We start from the raw sequence: 24,881 nt of genomic DNA, 5'->3' as shown, positions 1-24,881 counted from the left end.
TGCCGCGATGGCTAGCCCACTCGTCGGTCAGCGGGCTTGAGGATTCATATTTGCGATGGCAGTGCGAATTCCACTCAGCGCGGTGTGTCGGCAACGCTGTCGAGCCGGCGATTCAAGGTGTCCAGCGTATTGGCCAGCTCGCGATCGTAGAGCGCCTGCTGTTCGCGCAATTGCTGCAACTCATGCGCCAGATTGAGCGCAGCCAGCACCGCGACACGATCCACTGCCGCCATGCGATTGCTGCCGCGGATCTCACGCATGCGTAGATCCAGCAGCCGCGCGGCAGCGGTGAGACTTTCGCGCTCGTCTGCCGTCACGCCCACCGTGTATTCACGATCCAGAATACGCACGCTGACCGGTTCGTTGTTGCTCACGTGTGCTGCTCCAATGACTTCAGGCGGGCGATCATCGCTTCCACCCGCGAGCGCGCCTGCTCGTTCTTGGTCAACAGTTGCGAGCGCTCGCCGATGAGTTGCTCCTGTTGATGACGCAAGCTGCGATTCTCGTCGGTGAGCCGTTGGGTACGCTCCACCAACGCCTCCACGCGGGCGGCGAGTGCGCGGATCTGAGCGAGGGCGGCAGCGTTGTCCATGCGCTCACGATAGGGGCGCGTGCGCGGGGTGGTCAAGCGCCCACGCCTGCCCCGATTCCCAGCGTCAGCACAAGCCCTGCAAGGCCTGGCACAGGATCCAGGCAAGCCGGCATCGCAGGCGTGGATGCGCACTGACATGCGCAGATCGCGGCCCACGCAGGCCGCCTTGGTACACTGGGAAGTCACATCGCCGGCCGTGCGCCGGCACCTTTCGCTCTTCAGCCTGGATGACCCAATGGATCTGCCCGACGTAACCGCTGTGCAACACGAAAGCCGCCAGCTCGCGCTGGCGTCCTCTGCAGCGGAGTTGCATGGCGGGCTGTGCGGGTGGCTCTCCGGCGGCGGCGCCGACAGTGCCGACTGGCTGGCGCGCATTCTGGCCGACAGCGGTCAGGTGGCACCCAGGCAGGGTGGGGCGCTGGATCAGCTGCGGCAGGCCACCGTGGCGCAACTGGAAGACCGCGATTTCGCCTTCGAGTTGCTGCTGGTCGAAGACGGCGCCCCGTTGCCGGCGCGCACCGATGCGTTGTTCGACTGGTGCCGCGCCTTTCTGGGCGGCTTCGGCCTGGCTGCGCAGCAGCGTCCGGCGCTGAGCGAAGAAGGCGAGGAAGCGCTGCAGGATCTGGCGCGTCTGGCGCAGGCCTCCAGCGACGACTTCGATACGGCCGACGAGGACGACACCGCATTGGCCGAGATCGAAGAATTCGTGCGCGTGGCGGTGCTGTTGCTGCATGGCGACTGCGTGATGGGGCCGCGCTTTCGCCAGCGTCTGAACTGACTGCCGGCATGAAGAAGCTCACCGGGATTGGCGCGGCCGAGTACGCGCGCCGGCGCAAGCAGCTGATGCAAATGGCGGGCGAGCAGGCGATTCTGATCTTGCCGGCCGCGCCTGAGCGCGTGCGTAGCCACGACACGCATTACCCGTATCGACAAGATTCGGATTTCTGGTATCTGAGCGGGTTTCCGGAGCCCGAAGCGGTGCTGGTGCTGGTGCCCGGCCGCAAGCATGGCGAAGCGATTCTGTTCTGCCGCGAACGCGATGCCGGGCGCGAAGCCTGGGATGGCCCGCGCGAAGGTCAGGAAGGTGCGGTGGAGCGCTTCGGCATGGACGATGCGTACCCCATCGACGATGTCGACGAGATCCTGCCCGGCCTGCTGGAAGGGCGTAGCCGCGTGTACTACCACTTCGGGCGCGATGTCGATTTCGATCTGAAATTGATCGGCTGGCTCAAACGCGTGCGCGAGCAGGTGCGCCACGGGGCGCAGCCGCCGCACGAATTCCTCGAGCTCGGGCATCTATTGCACGAGCAGCGCCTGTTCAAATCACGCGACGAAATTGCGCTGATGCAGCAGGCTGCCGACATCAGCGTGCGCGCGCACCGTGCAGCGATGCGGCTGGCGCGGCCGGGTGTGCATGAATACGAGCTGCAGGCCGAGGTCGAGCGCGAATTCCGCGCTGCCGATGCATGGCCGGCATACGGCAGCATCGTCGGCACCGGCAGCAACGCCTGCGTGCTGCACTACCGCGCCAACAATGCGCGCAGCCGCGATGGCGAGCTGGTGCTGATCGATGCCGGTGCCGAATATCGCGGCTATGCGGCCGATATCACCCGCACCTTTCCGGTCAACGGCCGCTTCACGCCAGCGCAGCGTGCACTGCACGATCTGGTCGGTGCTGCGCAGGCGGCTGCGCTTGCACAGGCGCGCCCCGGCGTGGCGTACGAAGCCGGGCATCTGGCGGCGGTGGAAACGCTGACCGAAGGCCTGCTGCGCCTGGGGCTGCTCAAGGGCAAGCTCGAGCGCAACATCGACGATGGACACTAGAGGCGCTTTTATCGGCACAAGACCGGCCACTGGCTGGGCCTGGATGTGCACGATGTGGGCGACTACCGGCTGGCCGGCGATTCGCGGCTGCTCGAGCCCGGCATGGTGTTCACCATCGAGCCGGGGCTTTACGTATCGGCCGACGACACTTCGGTAGAGGCCAAGTGGCGCGGCATCGGCATTCGCACCGAAGACAATGTGCTGATCACTGCCGATGGCCATCGCGTACTGACCGATGCGCTGGCGCGCAGTGCCGACGAGATCGAAGCGGAGATGGCCGGCGGCGCGTGAGCGCCGGCGCGGGTAGGTGGCAAGGACCGACACGACGTGGCGGGCGTCATGACGTAAGCCGCAGGCGCAGCGCAATTGCGGCAGTCGTGCCGTGGTGCACGCCGATTCCCGGCATCGGCTGCACGTGCCTGGCGGCTGCGCAGGCCTATGTTGGCTGCAGTTATTGGCCCAGCTGCGGCGCCTGCGTGCGTTCGGGCTGTCGCACTGGCTCGCTCGGCCCGCCGAGTTGACGCGCGCGCTCGAACGATTGCTCTTCCGGCGTGGCCAGCGCCTGTTCGGTTTTCATGTGCGCGCGCAGATGCGCCGGGTTGGCCGGATCGCCCTGCACCACGAACACGTTCTCGCCGCCGTGCACGCCGCGATTGTTCGCTTCGCTCATCAGTACATGATCCACGCGCGACAGCCCACCTTCCTTGGCCAGTGGCAACAAGGCGGCGGTGAGGCGTGCGCTGGTCTGGTCGGGGGCGCGGCCGTGCGCCGCATCGATCGCATGCACGCCGCGTTGGATCTGTTGATACATCGGGTGGTCCGGGTGCGAGCTCTGGCGGGGGTCGTTCATGGCGGTGTTCCGTGTGGTGGTGTCCGAACGTTGCGGGGCGTGATCGGGTGGTGGATGGCGCGGCTGATAGCCCCTTCAGGCGTTGGCCATGCCGGCCCGGGACTCCAACCGTGGCGTGGTCAGGCGCGCCTGATGCTCATGCGGCGGCGAAGACCGGGCGGGTCAGATTTTCCGCGCTGCCGTCGGTGCACACCACCTCATCTTCGATGCGAATGCCGCCGTATGGCTTGAACGCTTCCACGCGCTGCCAGTCGACGCTGGCGGCGTGGCCGTTCTTCTTCACTTCGTCCAGCAGCATGTCGATGAAGTACACGCCAGGCTCGATCGTGACCACCATGCCGGGCTCCAGCACGCGGGTCAGGCGCAAATACGGGTGGCCGGGCGGGCGTTCGATGCGGCCGCCGCGGTCGCTGGCGGCAAAACCGGCCACATCGTGCACTTGCAGGCCGATCAGATGGCCCAGGCCGTGCGGGAAGAACGCAGCGCTGACGCCGGTGGCCAAGGCCGCTTCCGGCGAGACGGTCAGGATGCCGAACTCCTTGAGGATGCCCATCAACGCCAGATGCGCGTCGATGTGCAGCTGCTTGTAGTCCACGCCGGCGCGCACGTTCTGGCCCATGCGCAGCTGGGCGGCATCCACTGCATCGATCAGCGCCTGAAAGTCGCTGTCGGGGTCGGCCGCGTAGGTGCGGGTGATGTCGCTGGCGTAGCCGTATGCGGAAGCGCCGGCGTCGATCAGGAAGCTACGCAGCGGTTGCGGCGGCTGCTGGCCCAGTTCGGTGTAGTGCAGCACCGCGCCGTGTTCGTTGAGCGCGATGATGTTGCCGTACGGCAAGTCATTGGCGTCCTGGCCCACTGCCGCGCAATACGCCATGTGGATGCCGAATTCGCTCTGTCCGGCGCGGAACGCTGCTTCCGCAGCGCGATGGCCGCGCACCGCCAGTTGCTGGGCGATGCGCAGCAATGCCAGCTCGTAGGGCGTCTTGAACGCGCGCTGGTATTCCAGGTAATCGAGCACCGGCTGCGGGTTGTTCGGCACATACGCACCGAGCGTGCTGTGTGGCTCGCCGAGAATCGCGCAGCGCTCAGCGTGTTTGGGCAGCAGCGCCAGCGCCTGGTCCGGGGTGCGGATGATGTGGATGTCGCAGTGATCGACCCACCAGCCGCTGGGCGCGTCGGGCACCACATGCCAGTAGTCGAACGGCTGATAGAAGATCACCGTCGGGCGCTTGCCCGGCGTGTAGACCAGCCAGCTGTCGGGGACCCGTGTCAGCGGTACCCAGGCCTTGAACTGCGGGTTCACCGCGTAGGGGTAATCGCGGTCGTCGAACAGCTGGTAATGCGTGCTGCCGCTGGGAACCACCAGATGCTCGAAACCGCCGCGTTGCAGCGCTTCGTCGGCGCGCGCGGTGAGGGTGCGCAGGTGGTCGGAGTACAGGCTGCTCAGGGAGGGCTGGGGCATGCGGGGCTCGATCGGCAATGCAAAGGCGATGCGCAGTTTGCCGCAATCCCTGCAATGGCGCTGTGTCCTTGCATGGCCGACAACCAAGGTGCAATCGTCAAAGGGCGGCGGCTGGCCCGAAGGCACAACGGTGGGCGCATCGTGCCTGCTGCGCCACGTATCGGCAGCGCCCGCTTGGCCATTGCGCAGCCGTGTGCCGGCCGCGCTTACCCGGCCAGATGTTCTTCGGCGATCCAGGCGCGCAGACGCTGCCGGTGCGGCTCGGACATGGTCAGGAAGCGGAAGCCCGCCCAGGCCTGTCCGGGGGCGTGTGCGGCTTCGGACCACAGCAGATGCACGCCGACATCGATCTCGGTCGCGCGGCCGACCCGCTCGGGCAGCGAAAAGCGCAACTGGTACAAGGCATCGTCGTGCAGGGGCACCGAGGCCAACAACAGCATGCCGGTTTCGGACACATTGCCGACCCGGCCGATCTGCACCTCGCTGAGCGTGTCGATGACCGGCAGCAGGTCGGTCGGCTGGCGGCGCGGTGCGCGGCGGGTGTCCTGGATCATGGCTGGGCCTCGGCGACAGGCGACTGGCCGGCCAGGCTGCGCAGCGTGCGCACGGTGGCATGCCAGGCGCGATCGATCAGACGCGATTTTTCTTCCACCACCAAACGTGCCTGCCCACCGGCCATCAGCCGTGCCAGGCTGTCCAGCGAGTGCTCGCCCACCTTCTGCCCACGCTGATTCACGAACAGCGCGTTGCCGGTCATCGGGCTGTACCAGGACAGGCGTTGCCGGCGCAGGTCACCTTGCTGGTTGACCACGAATTCGAACCAGGTGCCGAACGGCAAGCTGCGCACCTGCAGGTAGCACTCCTCTTCGGCAGGCGTGCGCGGCGTGGCCGCCTGCTTGCGCGGAGCGCTGTCGCCCTGGTCGCCAAGCCGCGCGCGTGCCTTGAGTTTGGCGGCGAGCTCGGTGCGCGAGGTCACCTCGTCCTCGCCACCGGGCGTGGACAAGCGCCGTGCGATCGCCGCTGCTTCATCGTGGTGATACCCCACCTGCAGCAACGCGGTTTCCACCTCGGTGCCCAGCGCGATGTCGATGGGCTGGCCCTTGCTGCGACAGGTGACCTCGCCAATGCGTGCGGTCAGCGCCTGGCGTTCGTCCCATTCGGGCGACTGCTCGCCCTGCCGCAGCAAGGTCAGCGTGAGCACGTCCGACCAGGCCTGGCGCAGCAGCGATTGCACGAAGCGCGGCGGCGCGCTTTGTTCGCACAGCTGCTCGATGCGCGATTCGGCCTGCTGCTTGGCAGATTCCAGCCGCTCCTTTCCGCGCGCAGCATCCACATGCCGTCGCTCGGCCACCTCGGCCTTGCGCGCGAGGGTGCGCAGATGCGCCTGAATATCGTCATTGGCCGCGGCGAAAACAGCCTCGTCGCCTTGATAGTCGTTGACGATCTTGTCGACCGCGCTGCCCAGCTTGTGCAGCAGGTGCGGGTCGGCATCGTCCTCGCCCAGCCACACGGCACCGGACTCGGCCACGGTGTTGAGCAATTCGCGCACCGGGTGCTGGTCGCGCACGAAAAAGTGCGCGTCGGCTAGCGCCGCGCGCACCACCGGCACCTGCAACTTGGCCAGCAACGCCTGGGCGGGAGCTTGCTCGCGCACTTCGCGCTGCATTTGCGCATAGAGCAGGCCGAGCAGGTCGAAGGTGTCGTTGTCCTGCGGCGATAGCGCGGCATCGGGGCCGTGCTGGCGGCGCAGCACCTCCAGCACCTGCCGCTGCACCGCATCGATGCCGGATGCCTGTGGCGTTGCTGCCGCCTGCGTGGCCAGCGCACCTTGCAGGCTGGCCAAGGCATCGCCAAGCGCCGCCTTGGGTACCGCAGCGGCGGCGCTGTGCTGCGATGCCTGGGCGACAGCGGCAAGCGAGGTGGGAGAGGGCGCCGTGACCTCGTGATGGGCGAGCGCCCCCGCGCCTGCGTGGCTTGCGTGCACCGCTGCCTGCGATTGCCGTGCCGATGCCATCAAGCCGCCCAGCGCCTGCACTGCATCGCTGAGCGCCGGCGACAGCGCGGGTGGGGCGATTGCCAGTGCTGGTGGCGCGGCAGCGGGATCCAGCAAGGCGCTCTGCCACGCCGTCGGTGCGGCTTGGCCTGCCCAGCCGGTGGCCGGCCGCGGCATGCGCGGGCCCGCACCGGGCTTGTTCATTGCGGCAGCGTCTTTCGACCCAGGCGCCGCTGCCGGCGGCGCACGCCGCGTCTGCACCTGCGTGGGCTTGACCAGATACGGGTGATAGACCAGCCCCGGCAGGATGCCTTCCTGGGCCAGCGCGCTGTTTGCACTTTCGAACAGGTCGCCCAGTCGGTCCATCACCTGGCGCTCGAACACCTTGTACAGGGTCAGCTGTCCATCCAGGCTCAGCCCCAGCGTTTCCCCGCACCGACGCACGATGCGGCATAGCGCGTACGGGCCAAGCGGCAATTCTTCCAGTTCGAATTCGGGTACCGTACCGATCACCGCCAGGCGCTGCGCCAGCAAGAGCAGTGCATTGGCGCGCCGCGATGTCTCGCGACGTGCGATGTCGCTCAGCACGATGTCGCGGTCGATATCGGTGTCTTCGACCAGGGTCAGCATCTGTGTTTGCGCAGACGTATCGGTCGATGGTGTCAGTACCGGGCGTTCACGCAGGCTGGCCAGCGCTTGCGCCAATTCCTGCAGGAATGCCTGCGGGAAGCGATCGATGTGATCGCGCAGGCCGCGCATCTGCGCGTAGGTTTCAGCCTGGATCTGGCTATTGCGCGCATGCTCGGCCTGATGCAATAGCTCGCGTTCCAGCTCGACCACGGTCAGCCGCAGCGGTCCGCCCAGCGCCTGCACGCACTGCGCGTGCAGCATGCCGAGCAATCGCCGGCCGCGCGCGGACACCGGCGCATCGGCAATCGGGCCGCTAACTGCAGGTTGTATGGGAGACACGTGCATGGACATCCGGGGGGGGAGGCTGGCTCGGTTCAAAGCGTGAGCTATGTAGCATGTTTTTTCGCTGACCGCGCGGCACCGGCGCGCGCCGGCGCATCCTGCCCGCGCTGTCTCAGCCGGCGGTCATGCGGGTATGCGCCCCGGCCGTACGGCCGATCCACCGGCGATGCCGGGGCGCCCAGACCGCTCGCACGTCGCGCACGGTCGTCAGCCAGGCGTGGATGGCGCACTGGACGCACTGTGCGCAGGCGGTACATGCCGATGCCAAGCGCCCGGCCACGCCGACCTGGCAGTGAGCGCAGTCGCTCGCTGCGCCTAGACCAGGAACAACTCGACCACATCATTGGTGAAACGCCGTCCCAGCTCGGTCGGCACCACGCGCCCGTCTTGCTGCCTCATCCAGCCCTTTGCCACTGCGCGCGCCAGCGGCGCCTCGATGGCGCAGGCCGCAAGGCCAGTCGACGCCTCGAAATCGCTTAGCCGGAAGCCCTCATGCAGGCGCAGCAGATTGAGCATGTATTCGAACGGCAGCCGTTCGCCCGGTACGATTTCATCGCCGCCGATGGATGCAGCAGTGCCGGCGCTGGCCAGATAGCTCTGCGGATGCTTGTGCTTCCAGCGCCGCAGCACGTGCGCTTCGGCACCGGAGCTGATCTTGCCGTGCGCGCCCGCGCCGATGCCCAGGTAATCGCCGAACCGCCAGTAGTTGAGGTTGTGCGCGCACTGCCGCCCCGGCTTGGCATATGCGCTGACTTCGTACTGGGCGTAGCCGGCGTCGGCCAGCAGGCCTTGGCAGTGTTCCTGGATATCCCAGGCGGCATCGTCGTCGGGAATGCCCTTGGGCGGCCGCGCGAAGAACACCGTGTTCGGCTCCAGCGTGAGCTGGTAATGCGACAGGTGCGCCGGCTGCAGCGCGAAGGCGCGCTCCAGATCGTGCTCGGCCTGCATCAGCGTCTGCTCGGGCAGTGCGTACATCAGGTCGATGTTGAAATTATCGTAGCCGGCGTCCTGCGCCAGTTTGATCGCGCGCTCGGCTTCGGCGCTGTCGTGAATACGGCCGAGTCGCTGCAGCGCCACATCGTCGAAGGTCTGCACACCGAAGCTCAGGCGATTCACGCCAGCAGCGCGGTAATGCTCGAAACGGCCATGCTCGGCGGTACCGGGATTGGTTTCCAGGGTGATCTCAAGATTCGGGGCAAAACGCAGCCGCGCCGCTGCTGCCTGCAGAAAGCGGTCGATCGCCTGCGGCGGAAACAGGCTGGGCGTGCCGCCGCCGAAGAACACCGAATGCACCACGCGGCCCCAGACCAACGGCAGGTCCGCATCCAGGTCGCGGATCAGCGCGTCCACGTACGCCTCGAACGGCAATGCGCCCTTTGCCGCATGCGAGTTGAAATCGCAGTACGGGCATTTGCGCACGCACCAGGGCAGGTGCACGTAGAGCGACAGCGGCGGTGGAATCAGCTGGGGCATTGCGCGAGGCGTGCCTTACAGCGACATCGCATGCAGCTTGTGCTGCAGCGTGGCCAGGGCGACCGCACGATGGCTCAGGCGGTTCTTCAACGCGGTGTCCATCTCCGCCGCGGTCAGGCCATACACCGGATCCAGAAACACCGGGTTGTAGCCGAAGCCGCCATCGCCGCGCGGTTGCGTGGTGATCACCCCTTCCCAGCTGCCTTCGGCGATCAGCGGCTGCGGATCTTCCGGATGCCGCAGCAACACGATCACCGCATAAAACCGCGCGCTGCGGCGATCGCTCGGAACCTCGCGCATCGCGTCGAGCAACTTGGCGTTGTTGGCCAACGCGTTGGTCGGGCTGCCGGCATAGCGCGCGCTGTACAGACCGGGTGCGCCATCCAATGCATCCACGATCAGCCCCGAATCATCGGCCAGCGCCGGCAAGCCGGTCACTGCGCTGGCATGGCGCGCCTTGATCAGGGCGTTCTCGACGAAGGTCAGGCCGGTTTCCGGAACATCTTCCACGCCGAGCTCGCCTTGCGCGACGACGCGCAGCGGCAGGCCGGCCAGCATGGCGCGCAGTTCTTCCAGCTTGCCGGCGTTGCCGCTGGCCAGGACCAGTTGTTTCATTGCTTTGGCTCCAGTAGATCCCACTTGGTGCCGTACAGATCGCGGAAGACCACGACCGTGCCGTACGGCTCTTCGCGCGGGGTTTCCAGAAATTCCACGCCGAACGCCTGCATGGCCGCGTGGTCGCGCCAGAAGTTATCGGTGTAGAGGAAATGATCCACCCGTCCACCGGTCTGGTCGCCGATGCGCGAGCGTTGCGCGGCATTGGCCGGCTGCGCCAGCAGCAAGGCAGCATCGTCTGCGCCGCCCGGTCCGATCACGACCCAGCGCTTGCCGTCATCGAGCGGGCGATCCTGCAGCACGCCGAAACCCAGCGCGCCGGTGTACCAGGCAATGGCCGCATCGTAATCGGCAACCAGCAAGGTGGTCAGGGCGATACGACGGCTCATCCGGCCAGCGCAGCGCGTTGCAGTGCGAACAACTCGCCCATGCCTTTTTCGGCCAGGGCGAGCAGCGCGTTGAGTTCGTCGCGACGGAAGGCGTGGCCTTCGGCCGTGCCCTGCAGTTCGATGAAGCCGCCGCCGTCGTTCATCACCACATTCATGTCGGTATCGCAGTCGCTGTCTTCCGGGTAATCCAGATCCAGCACCGGCTCACCACGATAGATGCCGACCGACACCGCAGCCACCGCGCCGATCAGCGGGTGCTTCTTGATGTCGCCGCGCTTGATCAGCAGGTTCACCGCATCGGCCAGCGCCACGTACGCGCCGGTGATGGCCGCGGTGCGGGTGCCGCCATCGGCCTGCAGCACGTCGCAGTCCAGGGTGATGGTGCGCTCGCCAAGTGCATTGCGGTCCACGCAGGCGCGCAGCGCGCGGCCGATCAGACGCTGGATTTCCAGCGTGCGGCCGCCCTGCTTGCCGCGCGCGGCCTCGCGGTCGGAACGGGTGTGGGTGGAGCGCGGCAACATGCCGTATTCGGCGGTGACCCAGCCTTCGCCCTTGCCGCGCAGGAAACCCGGCACGCGGTTTTCCACGCTGGCGGTGCACAGCACGCGGGTGTCGCCGAAGCTGACCAGCACCGAGCCTTCGGCATGGCGGGTGAAGGAGCGTTCGATGCGCACCGGGCGCAGCTGGTCGGCCGTGCGGCCGCTGGGACGGGAAAAGGTCATGCGATGAGTCCGGAAGTCGGGAGGTGGGTCTGGCGCCACTGCGCAGCGTGCAGGCAGCCGGCGAGGGCGGCTAGGGTACCATTCGCGCTTTGACGGCACGGGATTGACGATGATCCGAAGCATGACTGCGTTTGCTGGCAGCGAACGCATCACACCCTGGGGCACGCTCGGTTGCGAGCTGCGCTCGGTCAACCACCGCTTTCTGGAAGTGGGTGTGCGTCTGCCCGAGGAATTGCGTGCGCTGGAACCGCTGCTGCGCGAGCGCGTGGCGGCAAAAAACAGCCGTGGCAAGCTGGATCTGACCCTGCGCCTGCGCGCGCCCGACAATGCGCAGACGCTGGCGGTCAACGAATCGCTGCTACAGCAACTGGGTGCGCTGGCCACGCGGCTGGATGGCGTGTTCCCCAAATTGCAGGTCGGCTTCACCGACCTGCTGCAGCTGCCCGGCGTGCTGCAGGTGCAGGACGTGGACGCCCCCGCGTTGCAGGCGCAGGCGGTGGCGTTGCTGGAGGAAGTGGTGGGCAGCTTCGTGATCGCGCGCGAGCGCGAAGGCGCCAAGCTGGCCGAGGCGATCAGCGAACGGGTGGATGCCATCGAACGCATCGCAGCGGAGGTGCGCATCCTGATTCCGGTGATTCGCGAAGGTCAGCGCGCCAAGCTGGCCGCCCGCCTGGCCGACCTGCCGCATCCGGTCGACCCGGGCCGTGCCGAGCAGGAATTGGTGCTGTGGCTGCAGAAGCTCGATGTGGACGAGGAGCTGGACCGCCTGTCCAGCCACATCGCCGAAATCCGCCGGGTGCTCAAGCAGCGCGAGCCGGTCGGTCGCCGCCTGGACTTCCTGCTGCAGGAGTTCAACCGCGAGGCCAATACGTTGGGCTCCAAGTCGGTGGACAGCCGCACCTCCAATGCCGCCGTGGATCTGAAGGTGTTGATCGACCAGATCCGCGAGCAGGTGCAGAACATCGAATAGCCGGGAATAGGCAATCGGGAATGGGGAATCGTCAAAGCGGGTACGATGCATCCCCTCGGCCTGCTTGCTTGGCGCGGTGCCACATTCCCTATTCCCGACTCTCTATTCCCTAAAAATGCGCGGCACTCTCTATATCGTTGCGGCCCCCTCGGGCGCCGGCAAGAGCAGCATCGTCAACGCCACCCTGGCACGCGACCCGAAGATCGCCCTGTCGATCTCGTTCACCTCGCGCGCGCCGCGGCCGGGCGAACGCCATGCCGAGCACTACCATTTCGTCTCCGCCGACGAGTTCCAGGGCATGATCGAAGCGGGCGATTTCTTCGAATACGCGCTGGTGCATGGCGACTGGAAGGGCACTGCGCGGCAGTCGGTGGAGCCGCAGCTGGCCGCCGGCCACGACGTCTTGCTGGAAATCGACTGGCAGGGCGCACGCCAGGTGCGCCAGAAGGTGCCCGATGCGGTCAGCGTCTTCATCCTGCCGCCCTCGCGCCAGGCGCTGGACGAGCGCATGCGCAAGCGCGGGCAGGACAGCGAGGTCGTCATGGCGCAACGCCTGGCCGCCGCCCGCGAAGAGATGCTGCATTTCGAAGAGTTCGATTACGTGATCATCAACGAGACCTTCGATACGGCGGTTTCGGAGATGTGCGCGATCTTCACCGCCAGCCGGCTGCGTCGGCAGGCGCAACAGCAGCGGCACGCCGGATTGATCCGGGCGCTGCTGGATTAAGCGCCGCTGGCAAGGCTGCGCTGATCACCGACGGGCGCAGCCGCCGCGCGAGGCGACATCTATGCGCTTGCACTGCGTTCAGAACGCGCCCGCCGCACAGCGACGGCTCAGGACGGTTTCCTCGTGGCTCCAAACGGCTCAAACTGCTGATTCCAAAGGAAACTGAATGGGTGGCGGTTGCTGCGACGCCGGCCGGAGCGTACACTCCGCCCCCTTTCCCTCATTCGATGCGCGGCCGTCGCTGGTCGCCGGGAGCCCGCATGGCCCGCATTACCGTAGAAGATTGCCTGGAAGTCGTGAACAACCGTTTTGAGCTGGTCATGATGGCCTCCAAGCGCGCCCGTCAGCTCGCCAACGGCGTGCAGCCGCTGATCGAGAATGCCGACGCCAGCGACAAGCCCACCGTGATGGCACTGCGCGAGATCGCCGCACGCCGGATCGACAACGCGCTGATCGATGAAGTCGAGAAGGCCGAACGCGAGCGTGCCGAACGCGAAGCGCTGGAATGGGCCGCCGCCGAAGTGGTCGCCGACGAAGACATGTCCAAGAACGACGATTGATTTCCGGCATCGCTGCGATCGATCAGAACAGCCCGCCTCGACGCGGGCTGTTTTCGTTTTCGGTCCCGGCAATACGCCTGCGTGTGCAAATGTTTGCCGAGACTGCACGGCTGGCATAGTCTTCCGGCATGAACCCAGGCCCCACTGCCCAGGCGACCGTCGTGACGTCTCCGTCTTCCGACCAGGCCATCCCCGACTACGTCCTGCATCTCGAACGCGCGGCCAGCTACCTGCCCAAGGAGCAGCTGCCGATCCTGCGGCGTGCCTGGGAAGTGGGTGCCACCGCGCATGCCGGGCAGACCCGCAAGTCGGGCGAGCCGTACATCACCCACCCGGTGGCGGTGGCTGGCGTGCTGGCCGAGCTGGGCCTGGACATGGAATCGCTGATCGCCGCGATCCTGCACGACACCATTGAAGATACGCCGCTGACGCGCGAAGAACTGGCGTCCGAGTTCGGCGAAGCAGTGGCCGAGCTGGTCGATGGCGTCACCAAGCTGGACAAGCTCAAGTTCCGCGACCGTCAGGAAGCGGCGGCGGAAAGTTTCCGCAAGATGCTGCTGGCGATGTCGCGCGATCTGCGCGTGATCATGATCAAGCTGGCCGACCGCCTGCACAACATGCGCACGCTCGGCGCGCAGAGCACCGAGGCGCGCGGCCGCATCGCACGCGAGACGCTGGAGATCTACGCACCCATCGCGCAGCGCTTGGGCATGAGCCTGATCAAGTCCGAATTGCAGAATCTGGGCTTTCGCGCGTTGTATCCCTGGCGCCACGCCATCATCGAAAAGCACATCCGCAGCCAGCCGGTGGTGCGGCGCGAATCGATGGCGCAGGTGGAAGTGCAGCTGTCGCAGCGGCTGGCCAAGGAAGGGCTGGAGCATCGGCTGGTCAGCCGCATCAAGACGCCGTGGAGCATCTATTCCAAGATGCACGAAGAGAACAAATCCTTCGACCAGGTGATGGACGTGTTCGGTTTCCGGCTGGTAGTGCGTTCGGTGGCCGATTGCTATCACGCGCTGGGCGCAGTGCATGCCAGCTTCAAGCCGCTGGATGGGCGCTTCCGCGATTTCATCGCAATCCCTAAGGCCAATGGCTACCAGTCGCTGCACACCGTGTTGTTCGGACCGTACGGCTCGCCGATCGAAGTACAGATCCGCACCGAAGAGATGGACCTGATCGCCGAACGTGGCGTGGCGGCGCACTGGACATACAAGGTCGGCTCGGCTTCGCCCAACAGCGCGCAGAGTCGCGCGCACGACTGGATCGTGGAACTGATCGATTCGCAGCGCGCCGCCGGCTCGTCGCTGGAATTCCTGGACAACGTCAAGGTCGACCTGTTTCCGGACGAGGTCTATCTGTTCACGCCCAAGGGCAAGATCCTGGCGTTGCCGCGCAATTCCACCGCACTGGATTTTGCCTACGCGGTGCATACCGACGTGGGCAATCGCGCCGTGGCCTCGCGCGTGGACAAGAAGCTGGTGCCGTTGCGCACCAAGCTGGTCAGCGGTCAGGCGGTGGAGATCATCACCGCACGCTCGGCCACGCCCAAACCGCAGTGGCTGGAATTCGTGGTCAGCAGCAAGGCGCGCACGGCGATTCGTCACCAGCTCAAGCAACTCGAGCACGAAGATGCCGTGCAGTTGGGCCACCGCATGCTGGACCGCGCGCTGGAAGCGATGGACTCCTCGCTGGAGCGGCTGCCCAAGGGGCGCCTGGACGCCTTCCTCAGCGAGCACCGCTACCCGCGTCTGGAAGCGCTGCTGGCCGATGTGGCGCTTGGCAACTGGATGCCCAATCAGGCCGCGCAGGCGCTGATGGCTTACGCGGAATTGCGTGGCGGCGGCCTGTCCAAGCATTCGCACGAAAAGATCCTGATCGACGGCAGCGAGCGCGGCGTGATCAGTTTCGCCAATTGCTGCCAGCCGATTCCCGGCGATGAGATCATGGGCTACCACACCGCCGGCAAGGGCATCGTGGTGCACCGCCTGGACTGCCCGAACCTGGCGGAACTGCGCAAATCGCCCGAGCGTTGGGTGCCGATCGACTGGGACTCCAACGTGACCGGCGATTACGACACCGCGCTGGTGGTCGAAGTGGAAAACCGCACCGGCGTGCTGGCGCAGTTGGCGGCAGCCATCGCGCAGAGTCAGTCCAATATCGAGCGCGTGGACTACCTGGACCGCGACTTCAACGCAGCCGTGCTGCGCTTCAACATCCAGGTGCGCGACCGCCGCCACCTGGCTGAAGTGATGCGCCGGCTGCGGCGCCTGCACGTGGTGCAGAGCGTCGGGCGCCAGTAGCGCCTGGCGCGCTCGCGCAACAGTCGAGCAAATCCGCACAAAGGCCTAAACTGCGGCAACCCTTTGCAGTGGAGTTGCCATGTCCCAGATCATCCATACCGACCAGGCGCCTGCCGCCATCGGCCCGTATTCGCAGGCCGTGCGTGCCGGCAACACCGTGTATTTCTCCGGCCAGATCCCGTTGGATCCCGCCACCGGCGAGATCGTGCCAGGCGACATCGGTGCGCAGGCGCGGCGTGCGTTCGACAACCTCAAGGCAGTGGCCGAAGCGGCCGGCGGCTCGCTCGACAAGATCGTGCGCCTGGGCCTGTATATCACCGACCTGGGGCAGTTCGCTGCCGTCAACGCGGTGATGCAGGAGTATTTCCAGGCGCCGTTCCCGGCGCGTTCGACCATAGAAGTCTCCGGCCTGCCCAAGGGTGCCGGCTTCGAGGTCGATGCAGTGATGGTGATCGAGTGATCCTGCACCGCTGATCGGCCGTGTCGCGCACGCGCGTCGTCACACCGAGCCTGGCCGTCGCCGGCCAGGCTCGGCTGTCCAGCCTGCCCGGTGTCGGCCCGAAAGTGGCCGACAGGTTCGCTGCGCGCGGCATCCTGAGCGTGCAGGACCTGTGGCTGCATCTGCCGCTGCGTTACGAAGACCGCACGCGCTTGACCACCATCGCGCAGCTGCAAGGTGGCGTGCCGGCCCAGATCGAAGGGCGTGTGGACGCGGTGGAACGTGGCTTCCGTTTCCGGCCGGTGCTGCGCGTGGCAGTGTCCGACGCGTCGTATGGCACGCTGGTGCTGCGCTTCTTTCATTTCCGCGCCGCACAGGTGGCGCAGTTCGCCGTCGGCACACGTGTGCGGGTGTTCGGCACACCCAAGCCCGGCCAGCACGGCTGGGAGATCGTGCACCCCAGTTACCGCGTGCTCGCGCCGGACGAAGATGCCGGGTTGGGCGACAGTCTGGATCCGGTGTATCCGGTGCTCGAAGGCGTTGGCCCGGCGACGTTGCGCAAGCTCATCGGTCAGGCGCTGGAGCGTCTGCCGCCCGAAAGTGCGCTGGAATTGTTGCCACCGCATTGGCTGCAGGACGAGCGACTGCCCTCATTGCGCGCGGCGTTGCTCACCATGCATCGCCCGCCGGTCGGTACTGATCCACAGCAACTGCTCGCCGGAGGCCACCCGGCCCAGCAGCGCCTGGCGATCGAGGAATTGCTGGCACACCAACTCAGCCTGCGCCGGCAACGCATCGCATTGCAACGTCTGCACGCGCCCAGCCTGCCCGGCAACGGCACATTGGTGCAGCAATTGCGCAAGGCGCTGCCGTTCCAGCTGACCGGTGCGCAACAACGGGTGTTCGAGCAGATTGCGCATGACCTTGCGCAGCCCTCGCCGATGCTTCGGCTGGTACAGGGCGATGTCGGCAGCGGCAAGACCGTGGTGGCCGCACTGGCGGCAATGTTGGCGGTGGAGCAGGGCAAACAGGTCGCACTTGCCGCGCCCACCGAATTGCTGGCCGAGCAGCACCTCACCAATCTGCGTGGCTGGTTGGAACCCTTGGGCATCCGCATCGTCTGGCTGGCTGGCAAGGTCACCGGCAAGGCGCGCGCTGCAGCGATGGCCGAGGTCGCCTCCGGTCAGGCGCAGGTCGTGGTCGGCACGCATGCGTTGATGCAGGAAGCAGTGGTCTTCCACGATCTGGCGTTGGCCATCATCGACGAGCAACACCGCTTCGGCGTGCATCAGCGCCTTGCGCTGCGCGACAAGGGGGCGGCGGCGGGCAGCGTGCCGCATCAACTGGTGATGACCGCCACGCCCATCCCGCGCACATTGGCGATGTCTGCTTACGCAGATCTGGATGTTTCGGCCATCGACGAATTGCCGCCTGGCCGCACGCCGGTGCAGACGATCGTGCTGAGCGCGGAGCGCCGGCCCGAGTTGGTCGAACGTATCCGCGCCGCCTGTGCCGAAGGGCGGCAGGCGTATTGGGTGTGCACGCTGATCGAAGAAAGCGAAGAGCCCGGGAAAGGCGCGCAAGGCCAGCAAGGCGGCCCGCCACGCATCGAAGCGCAGGCGGCCGAAGTCACCTTCGAGACCTTGTCGGCGCAGTTGCCGGGCGTGCGGGTGGCGCTGGTGCACGGCCGCATGAAGCCGGCCGAGAAGCAGAAGGCCATGCTGGATTTCAAGCAAGGCCGTAGCGACCTGTTGGTGGCCACCACCGTGATCGAAGTCGGCGTGGACGTGCCCAATGCATCGTTGATGATCATCGAAAATGCCGAGCGGCTTGGCCTGGCCCAGTTGCACCAGTTGCGCGGCCGGGTCGGTCGCGGTGCGGCCGCTTCCAGTTGCGTGTTGCTGTACCAGGCGCCGTTGTCGATGATGGCGCGTCAGCGTCTGGAGACCATGCGCCAGACCAACGACGGTTTCGTGATCGCGGAGAAGGATCTCCAATTGCGTGGCCCGGGCGAATTGCTGGGCACCCGGCAAACCGGTCTGGCCAGTTTCCGCATCGCCGATCTGGCGCGCGATGCAGGGCTGTTGCCGCGCGTGCAGTTACTGGCCGAGCGGCTGCTGGACGAAGCGCCAGACATTGCCGACCGCGTGGTCGAACGCTGGATCGGCGGCGCGGTGCGTTACGCGGCCGCGTGAGCGGCGGGAATCGGATTGGGGAATCTTAAAAGCAAAGGCTGCTGCCCCTGTGCAACCTGGGCGTTCGCGTGACCGGCCGATCCTTGCGAAGATGCGGCAACGAATCCCGAATGCCCGTTCCCGAATCCCATGACAAAAAAGATACCGCTGCTGATCGACACGGACCCCGGCGTGGACGACGCCTTGGCGCTGCTGATGGCCTTCAACGACAACCGCCATGAGGTCGTCGGCCTGACCATCGCCGCCGGCAACGTGGGCTTGGAGCACACCGTGCGCAACGCCTTGAAGGTCTGCGAGATCGCTGGCCGTCCCGATGTGCCGGTCTACGCCGGCTGCCCGCAGCCATTGCTGCACCCGTCGGTGGATGCGGCACACGTGCACGGTCTCGACGGATTCGGCGATGTGGGCCTGGCACCGGCCAAGCGCACCGCCGAGGCCGAACACGCCGCGCTCGCCATCCTGCGTCTGTCGCACGAACACGCCGGCAAGCTGCTGCTGGTGGCGCTCGGTCCACTGACCAATCTTGCCCTGGCACTCACTCTGGACCCGACCCTCCCGCAACGCGTGGCGCGGCTGGTGGTGATGGGCGGGGCGTTGACCGGGCACGGCAATATCACCGCCGCGGCCGAGTTCAACATCGGGTTCGACCCGGAAGCGGCGCATATCGTGTTCCGAGGTTTTCCGCAGTTCGACGTGGCCGATTGGGAAGCCACCATTGCGCACGGGCTACTGCACCGGGACGTGGAGCACTGGCTGGCGGCCGATTCTGCCCGCGCCCGGTTCTACGAGGATATCTCGCGCAAGACCCGGCTGTGGTCCGAAGACAGCCGCGGCGAGTACTGGTATGCCGCCGACGCGCTGGCGATGGCTTTCGCCTTGCACCCGGAAGGCGCGCAGCGGCTGGAGCAGCGCCCGGTACACATCGAACTGTCCGGTGCGCATACCCGTGGCATGACCCTGGTGGACTGGAACCGGCAGGGCGGGGCGCCCGACAATGCCAATCTGCTGCTGGCCTATGACATCCAGCAGTTCTACCGGCTGGTAGGGGCGGCCCTGGCGGCGAACTGAGGCGATCTTGCACCGGCTGCCTGGGCGCAGCTATAATGCTCGGCTTATCCAGGCAGCCCGGCGCCAAGTCCATGAAAGATAACGTTCATCCCAACTACAAAGACGTCGTCTTTCACGACGTGACGTCCGATTTCAAGATTCTGACCCGTTCCACCATGACCTCGAAAGAGACCGTGAAGTGGGAAGACGGCCAGGAATATCCGCTAATCAAGGTGGAAATTTCCTCGTCCTCGCACCCGTTCTATACCGGCAAGCACAAGGTGATCGACACCGGCGGCCGTATCGACAAGTTCCAGAAGCGCTACGCGCGCTGAACTTGCAGGACGGGCTGTACCGGCAGCGGCCGCGCATTGCGCGGCCGTTGCTTTTTACGGCACTGAACGCTTCGCCTATGCCTGGCGCGACGCGTCTACGACTTCTGTCCAAGCGACGGCCAAAATGCTGCTGTGCGATAATGGCCTGATCCGAGGCGATGCCTTGGACTTCCATCACGTGCCTGCCCATGTGGGATCAGGCGCCTTCCACTGAAGGAGCGTACACAGTGTCCGATCTTGATCAGGTCACGCTCAACGCCGGCGACAAGTCGGTCGTTCTGCCGGTTCTCAAGCCCACGCTTGGCAATGATTGCGTCGATATCTCCAAGCTGACCAAAGAAACCGGTCTGTTCACCTACGATTCGGGCTTCACCGCCACCGCCAGCTGCAAGTCGGCCATCACCTACATCGATGGCGACAATGGCGTGTTGCTGTATCGCGGCTACCCGATCGAACAGCTGGCCGAAAAGTCCAGCTTCCTCGAGGTCTCGTACCTGCTGATGAACGGCGAACTGCCGACGGCGGACGAATTCAAGAAGTTCGACCACGAAGTGACGCATCACACCATGATGCACGAGTCGCTGAAGAACTTCCTCGGTGGTTTCCGTCATGACGCACACCCGATGGCCATGCTGGCCGGCTCGGTCGCCTCGCTGTCTGCGTTCTACCATGACACCCTGGACCTCAACGATCCGGAGCAGCGTCGTCAGGCCGCCATCCGTCTGATCGCCAAGGTGCCGACCCTGGCGGCTGCCGCGTACCGTTATTCGATCGGCTGGCCGATCCGCTACCCGCGCAACAACCTGAACTACGTCGATCGCTTCCTGCACATGATGTTCGAAGTGCCGAGCGAGCCGCTGGAGATCAATCCGGTCGTTGCCAAGGCCCTGGATCTGCTGTTCATCCTGCACGCCGACCACGAGCAGAACGCCTCGACCTCGACCGTGCGTCTGGTCGGTTCGACCGGTGCCAACCCGTACGCCTCGGTCGCAGCGGGCATCACCGCGCTGTGGGGCCCGGCACATGGTGGCGCCAACGAAGCCGTGCTGAAGATGTTGGAAGAGATCGGCACCGCCGACAACGTCGAATCCGCCGTGGCCAAGGCCAAGGACAAGAATTCCTCGTTCCGTCTGATGGGCTTCGGTCACCGCGTCTACAAGAACTTCGACCCGCGCGCCAAGATCATCCGTGAGATGACCCACAAGGTGCTGGGCGAGCTGGGCGTCAACGACCCGCTGCTGGAAGTGGCGCTGAAGCTGGAAGAGGCCGCGCTGAAGGACGACTACTTCGTGCAGCGCAAGCTGTACCCGAACGTCGACTTCTACTCGGGCATCATCTACAAGGCGCTCAATATCCCGGTGGAAATGTTCACCGTGATGTTCGCCATCGCACGCACCGCAGGCTGGGTGTCGCATTGGCTGGAACAGCAGGTCGACCCGGAAATGAAGATCGGCCGTCCGCGCCAGATCTACACCGGCTACGACAAGCGCGATTACACCGACAGCGCCAAGCGCTGATCGGTCCACGCGTACCTAAAAGAACGCCCCGCATTGCGGGGCGTTTGCATTTGGACGGTTGCGTGGCAGTCGATCTTCCAACAAAGCGGGACGCTGTCGTGGCGAGTGCAAACCGGCGACCGGCGGCGCATGGCACGACGGTTCGTCCAGTAGTGCTGGGCCGAATAAAACGAGCATTGCCGCAGTGGCGTTGCGACGCCGGCTTAGAGAGGTGCGGAGCTCGTCCACATCGGCAAGCCGCATCATATGGTCGACCTCAGCGCAGCAGTGGTGAGCCGCCGGAACCGTCGCCGTCCGTCAGTAACTGTCGCACCTGCGCGGCCGATGCACGCGGCATCGGCTTTTCGTCCAGCTGCGAGAGTGGCGCCTGCCGCAGTGCGTCGTAGGGCAGCACGGTGAGATCGAAGGTCAGGTCTTCGGCGCTGAACAGCCAGACGGGAAACTCGCCGTTGCGCTCGCGATCCAGGCGCAGCCGGCGCGTGCGCGACTCGGCCGGAATGCGGTGTTCTTCCAGAAACCGCCGCACGGCATCGGCATCGTCGCTGTGCAGCTGCAATTGCACCGGCGCGTTGGCATCGGCGGTGCCGTCCAGCACCGGGCCGGTCAACCGTGGCTGGAAGGGGCTGAGAAATTCAAGCGCCCGCAACGCGGCTTCGCGACGTTGGCGCAGACGCGCACCGTGCGCAGGTCCGGCGAACAGGCGCTGGTACTCGCGCAACGCATCTTCGATCTCGCGATTGCGTGGCAGCGAAGCATCGTCATGAATGCCGAGCCGGCTGGCAGCCTTGAGCTTGGCTTGATGGAAATCGCGGATGCCGCCTTCGGCCATCAGGCGTGCGGCTTCGTGTGCCAGGCGATGGCGACGTTCCCGGGTTCGTGTATCGGCGTGCGCGCGTGCGTGATGCATGACCGGGCTCCCCTAATGAACCTGATCTGGACTCTACAACAGCTGCATGAAGACATGGCGAATGCGTCATGCCATGGCAAAAGACGATCACGCAGCGGTGACCTGGCGATGGTCCGGGTACGGCTATGCACGGGCAAGGCGCAATGCGCAATGCGCGTGCAATATCAGTGGCGGGCAGGCGAGCGCTGCGCCGAACCGGCAACGATCCCGCCAGCGATCCCGCCAGCGATCCCGCCAGCGATCCCCCCCGCCAGCGATCCACCAGGCTGGCAACGGCCTGCGCTTATCCAATCGGGGGCCAAGAAATTGGGGAACCGAACAGCCACGCCGCGTTCGATTCCCCAATCCCGATTCCCGAATCCCAGCTCCTCAGAAAATATCGAACGCCTTCTCGTCCTGCTGTTCCTGCAGGCCGTAGTCGTAATCCTGCAGGCGGTCCAGATCTTCGTTCTTTACCCATTCGACGGCGCCATTGATGGTGGCCTGGGTCATGCCATCGGGCGGGTCGTTGGCGGCGATCGGCTTGTCCTTGAGCGCTACGCGCATGTAGTCGATCCAGATCGGCAGCGCCGCCTTGCCGCCGTATTCGCGATAGCCGAGCGAGCGGAAGTCGTCGCGGCCCACCCATACGGTGGTGACGTAGGGGCCGCCAAAGCCGGAGAACCAGGCGTCGCGGTGCTCGTTGGTGGAGCCGGTCTTGCCGCCCACGTCCTCGCGGCCGAGTACCTTGGCCGCGGTGCCGGTGCCGCGCTGGACCACGTCGCGCATCATCGACACCAGCTGGTAGGCGGTGCGCTCGTCGATCGCGCGTGGCGCGATTTTGGTCTCTGCGGTTGCCGCAGGGGCGGTCTGTGCCGGCACCGGCGTGGCCGTGGCAGGCGCAGCGGGCGGGGTTTCAGGTGCCTGGGCGCCGAAGTTGAAGCCATCCACGACCTGGCTCACGGGCGCGGCGGTGCCGCCCTGCAGGGCGCAGGTGCGGCAGGCCACGGCCGGCACTTCTTTGAAGATGACATTGCCCTCGCGGTCTTTGACCTCGTCCACGATCCAGGTGTCCACCCGTGAGCCGCCATTGGCGAACACCGCATAACCGCGTGCCACAGACAGCGGCGTCAGCGAAGCGGTGCCCAGCGACATCGACAGGTTAGGCGGCAACTCGGCCTCCTGGAAACCGAACTGGCTGATGTATTTGCGTGCGAAATCGACGCTGATCGCGTCCAGCAGGCGCACCGACACCAGGTTGCGCGACTGCACCAGCGCTTCGCGCAGGCGCATCGGCCCGCGGAAGCCGCCGCCGTCGTTCTGCGGCGACCAGGTCTTGCCGCGCCGGTCGCGGAACACCACCGGCGCGTCCAGCACGATCGAGGCCGGGTTGAAGCCCTTTTCGAACGCGGCCGCGTAGACGAACGGCTTGAAGCTCGATCCTGGCTGGCGCCGTGCCTGGGTGGCGCGGTTGAACTTGTTCCCCGCAAAGCTGAAGCCGCCGACCAGCGCACGCAGCGCGCCGCTATTGGCGTCCAGCGAGACCAACGCCGCCTGGCCACGCGGCAACTGGTCGATGAGCCACTCGCCGTCCTTCTCGCCGGTGCGGATGCGGGTCAGGTCGCCGCGGGTCAGCAGCTTGGCCGGGGTCTTGCCGGTCCAGCGGCTGGCAGTGGCGGGCAGGGTCAGTTCGGTCTTGTCGCTCTGCACGACCGTGACCCCGCCATCGGGATTGGTGCGCGCCACGATCACCGCACGCAGTCCGCCCTGGGTGAATGCGCCTGCCAGGTGCTTGGCCAGTGCGGGCGCGTCCGCATCGGCGGCCACGTCGAAGTGCTGCTCTACGCCGTGCCAGCCATGGCGATGATCGTAGACCCGCAAGCCGTCGGCGACCGCCACATCCGCACCGGTCTGCAGGGTCGCATCGATGGTCGTGGTGACGTGGTAGCCCTTGTTGAGCACATCGCCGCCGTACTTGGCGATCATTTCCTGACGCACCAGCTCGGCCACGTAAGGGGCGTACACCTCCACCGGCGGCTCATGCGGCTTGGCGTGCATCGGCACGGCCTTGGCGGCGTCGGCTTCGGCCTGGCTGACAAAGCCCAGGTCGGCCATGCGCTGCAGGACGTAATAGTCGCGACGCTCCTGCGCACGCTCAGGGTTGCTGATCGGGTTGCCGCTGGATGGGAACTTGGGGATGCCGGCCAGCGAGGCCATCTCGTCCAGGCTCAATTCGCTCATCTTCTTGCCGTAGTAGTACTCGGCAGCGGCCCCGACGCCGTAGGCGCGGTTGCCGAAGAAACTCTTGTTGAGATACAGCTCGAAGATCTCGTCCTTGCTCAGCTCACTTTCAATCTTGCGCGCCAGCAGGATCTCCGCCAGCTTGCGGGTGTAGCTGTATTCCGAACTCAGGAAGAACTGCCGCGCCACCTGCTGGGTGATGGTCGAACCACCCGGCACGCGCTTGGCATCGGTGGTTGTGAGCAACCATACCGCGCGGGCAATGCCCTTGTAGTCCACGCCGCCGTGCTCGTAGAAGCGCGCGTCCTCGGTGGCCAGGAAGGCCTGCTTCAGGCGCAGCGGCACGTCCTTCATCTGGATGGGATAGCGCCGCGTCTCGCCATAGACGGCCATGAGCCGGCCATCGCTGGAATAGACGTACATCGGCTCCTGCAGCTCTACCTGCTTGAGCGATTGAACGTCTGGCAACTTCGAGGAAATGGCGTAATACAGGCCGCCGGCAGCAATAGCGCCAAGCAGTGCGAGCACGACGGTCGTGGCCAGGATCCAGCCCAGCCAACGGCGAATACGGGGCATGTAAGAGAGATTCCGATTGCAGATTTCTTGGTCACAGAGTATAGATGACGCCGAGTTTGGCTGGGGCCGAACTCTGGGGATCGCAGAAGACGGCACTGGGGTAGCGTCGCCGGGTCATTGCCTGGCGCGTGAAGGGCTTGTCAACTGTTAAAATTTGATTATTAATACGAGGGCGCACATGCGTCCAAGTGCCCGT

General features: G+C 65.7%; 22 protein-coding genes and 1 pseudogene. 11 read left to right on the top strand and 12 right to left on the bottom strand.

Going from position 1 to position 24,881, the window contains the following annotated elements:
• Positions 1 to 74 precede the first annotated feature (74 nt).
• On the bottom strand, positions 75 to 374 hold the full coding sequence (locus AMD14_RS17670) for a cell division protein ZapA (RefSeq protein WP_003486119.1): 300 nt from the start codon (positions 372 to 374) through the stop codon (positions 75 to 77).
• A complete protein-coding gene (locus tag AMD14_RS17665) occupies positions 371 to 592 on the bottom strand; it encodes a TIGR02449 family protein (RefSeq protein WP_003486122.1) in 222 nt (73 codons plus the stop codon). The genes AMD14_RS17670 and AMD14_RS17665 overlap by 4 nt, the downstream gene beginning before the upstream one ends.
• A 235-nt stretch (positions 593 to 827) precedes the next feature.
• On the opposite strand from AMD14_RS17665, the gene AMD14_RS17660 reads away from it, so the two are divergent.
• Together AMD14_RS17660 and AMD14_RS17655 are read left to right on the top strand one after the other, a co-directional pair.
• Positions 828 to 1,370, top strand: coding sequence for a YecA/YgfB family protein (locus AMD14_RS17660; RefSeq protein ID WP_007967665.1), 543 nt, complete (start codon positions 828 to 830; stop codon positions 1,368 to 1,370).
• An 8-nt stretch (positions 1,371 to 1,378) separates the two neighbouring features.
• Positions 1,379 to 2,707, top strand: a pseudogene (locus tag AMD14_RS17655) (aminopeptidase P N-terminal domain-containing protein).
• A 160-nt stretch (positions 2,708 to 2,867) separates the two neighbouring features.
• On the opposite strand, the gene AMD14_RS17650 reads toward AMD14_RS17655, so the two are convergent.
• From AMD14_RS17650 to rph, 8 genes are all read right to left on the bottom strand, one after another.
• On the bottom strand, positions 2,868 to 3,266 hold the full coding sequence (locus tag AMD14_RS17650; RefSeq protein ID WP_011052251.1) for an XVIPCD domain-containing protein: 399 nt from the start codon (positions 3,264 to 3,266) through the stop codon (positions 2,868 to 2,870).
• Positions 3,267 to 3,402: 136 nt separating this feature from the next.
• Positions 3,403 to 4,728 (bottom strand): Xaa-Pro dipeptidase, encoded by a 1,326-nt coding sequence (gene pepQ, locus AMD14_RS17645; protein WP_003486129.1) that lies wholly within the window; start codon positions 4,726 to 4,728, stop codon positions 3,403 to 3,405.
• A gap of 206 nt (positions 4,729 to 4,934) precedes the next feature.
• Positions 4,935 to 5,282, bottom strand: coding sequence for a PilZ domain-containing protein (locus AMD14_RS17640; protein ID WP_011052250.1), 348 nt, complete (start codon positions 5,280 to 5,282; stop codon positions 4,935 to 4,937).
• On the bottom strand, positions 5,279 to 7,702 hold the full coding sequence (locus tag AMD14_RS17635; protein ID WP_011052249.1) for a DUF1631 domain-containing protein: 2,424 nt from the start codon (positions 7,700 to 7,702) through the stop codon (positions 5,279 to 5,281). Before AMD14_RS17635 ends, AMD14_RS17640 begins: the two co-directional genes overlap by 4 nt.
• Before the next feature lie 306 nt (positions 7,703 to 8,008).
• Positions 8,009 to 9,166 carry a radical SAM family heme chaperone HemW gene (gene hemW, locus AMD14_RS17630; RefSeq protein ID WP_011052248.1) on the bottom strand — a complete coding sequence of 386 codons (1,158 nt, stop codon included), beginning with the start codon at positions 9,164 to 9,166 and terminating at the stop codon, positions 8,009 to 8,011.
• Between the two features lie 15 nt (positions 9,167 to 9,181).
• Positions 9,182 to 9,781 (bottom strand): RdgB/HAM1 family non-canonical purine NTP pyrophosphatase, encoded by a 600-nt coding sequence (gene rdgB / locus AMD14_RS17625; protein ID WP_003486138.1) that lies wholly within the window; start codon positions 9,779 to 9,781, stop codon positions 9,182 to 9,184.
• Positions 9,778 to 10,170 (bottom strand): VOC family protein, encoded by a 393-nt coding sequence (locus AMD14_RS17620; protein ID WP_011052246.1) that lies wholly within the window; start codon positions 10,168 to 10,170, stop codon positions 9,778 to 9,780. The genes rdgB and AMD14_RS17620 overlap by 4 nt, the downstream gene beginning before the upstream one ends.
• Entirely contained in the window at positions 10,167 to 10,892 is a 726-nt protein-coding gene (gene rph, locus AMD14_RS17615; RefSeq protein ID WP_005926909.1) for a ribonuclease PH, read from the bottom strand. The genes AMD14_RS17620 and rph overlap by 4 nt, the downstream gene beginning before the upstream one ends.
• Positions 10,893 to 11,001: 109 nt before the next feature.
• Here rph and AMD14_RS17610 point away from each other — a divergent pair, with 109 nt between their 5' ends.
• From AMD14_RS17610 to AMD14_RS17570, 9 genes are all read left to right on the top strand, one after another.
• Positions 11,002 to 11,862, top strand: a complete 861-nt coding sequence (locus AMD14_RS17610; RefSeq protein ID WP_003486147.1) for a YicC/YloC family endoribonuclease — start codon at positions 11,002 to 11,004, stop codon at positions 11,860 to 11,862.
• A 115-nt stretch (positions 11,863 to 11,977) separates the two neighbouring features.
• The gene (gmk, locus tag AMD14_RS17605; RefSeq protein ID WP_005911919.1) at positions 11,978 to 12,589 is read left to right on the top strand and encodes a guanylate kinase; all 612 of its coding nucleotides are present in this window, start codon (positions 11,978 to 11,980) and stop codon (positions 12,587 to 12,589) included.
• 260 nt (positions 12,590 to 12,849) lie between these two features.
• On the top strand, positions 12,850 to 13,149 hold the full coding sequence (gene rpoZ, locus AMD14_RS17600; RefSeq protein WP_002812428.1) for a DNA-directed RNA polymerase subunit omega: 300 nt from the start codon (positions 12,850 to 12,852) through the stop codon (positions 13,147 to 13,149).
• 128 nt (positions 13,150 to 13,277) lie between these two features.
• The gene (locus tag AMD14_RS17595) at positions 13,278 to 15,449 is read left to right on the top strand and encodes a RelA/SpoT family protein (RefSeq protein WP_011052245.1); all 2,172 of its coding nucleotides are present in this window, start codon (positions 13,278 to 13,280) and stop codon (positions 15,447 to 15,449) included.
• Positions 15,450 to 15,528: 79 nt separating this feature from the next.
• Positions 15,529 to 15,909, top strand: a complete 381-nt coding sequence (locus AMD14_RS17590) for a RidA family protein (protein ID WP_003486159.1) — start codon at positions 15,529 to 15,531, stop codon at positions 15,907 to 15,909.
• A 20-nt stretch (positions 15,910 to 15,929) separates the two neighbouring features.
• On the top strand, positions 15,930 to 18,083 hold the full coding sequence (recG, locus tag AMD14_RS17585) for an ATP-dependent DNA helicase RecG (protein ID WP_003486161.1): 2,154 nt from the start codon (positions 15,930 to 15,932) through the stop codon (positions 18,081 to 18,083).
• 129 nt (positions 18,084 to 18,212) lie between these two features.
• A complete protein-coding gene (locus tag AMD14_RS17580; RefSeq protein ID WP_011052244.1) occupies positions 18,213 to 19,151 on the top strand; it encodes a nucleoside hydrolase in 939 nt (312 codons plus the stop codon).
• Between the two features lie 71 nt (positions 19,152 to 19,222).
• Complete coding sequence (locus AMD14_RS17575; RefSeq protein ID WP_005911911.1) at positions 19,223 to 19,465, top strand: type B 50S ribosomal protein L31; 243 nt, start codon at positions 19,223 to 19,225, stop codon at positions 19,463 to 19,465.
• Between the two features lie 227 nt (positions 19,466 to 19,692).
• Positions 19,693 to 20,982 carry a citrate synthase gene (locus AMD14_RS17570; RefSeq protein WP_003486167.1) on the top strand — a complete coding sequence of 430 codons (1,290 nt, stop codon included), beginning with the start codon at positions 19,693 to 19,695 and terminating at the stop codon, positions 20,980 to 20,982.
• A gap of 256 nt (positions 20,983 to 21,238) precedes the next feature.
• Here AMD14_RS17570 and AMD14_RS17565 read toward each other — a convergent pair whose 3' ends face one another.
• On the bottom strand, positions 21,239 to 21,889 hold the full coding sequence (locus AMD14_RS17565; RefSeq protein ID WP_011052243.1) for a hypothetical protein: 651 nt from the start codon (positions 21,887 to 21,889) through the stop codon (positions 21,239 to 21,241).
• A gap of 369 nt (positions 21,890 to 22,258) precedes the next feature.
• Positions 22,259 to 24,685, bottom strand: coding sequence for a penicillin-binding protein 1A (locus AMD14_RS17560; protein ID WP_015463570.1), 2,427 nt, complete (start codon positions 24,683 to 24,685; stop codon positions 22,259 to 22,261).
• Positions 24,686 to 24,881 lie beyond the last annotated feature (196 nt).

It is taken from the genome of Xanthomonas citri pv. citri, from assembly GCF_000961215.1.
Taxonomy (GTDB): Bacteria; Pseudomonadota; Gammaproteobacteria; order Xanthomonadales; family Xanthomonadaceae; genus Xanthomonas; species Xanthomonas cissicola.
Note: the sequence above shows the minus strand (reverse complement) of the source record. Positions and strands in the feature narration are given on the sequence as shown.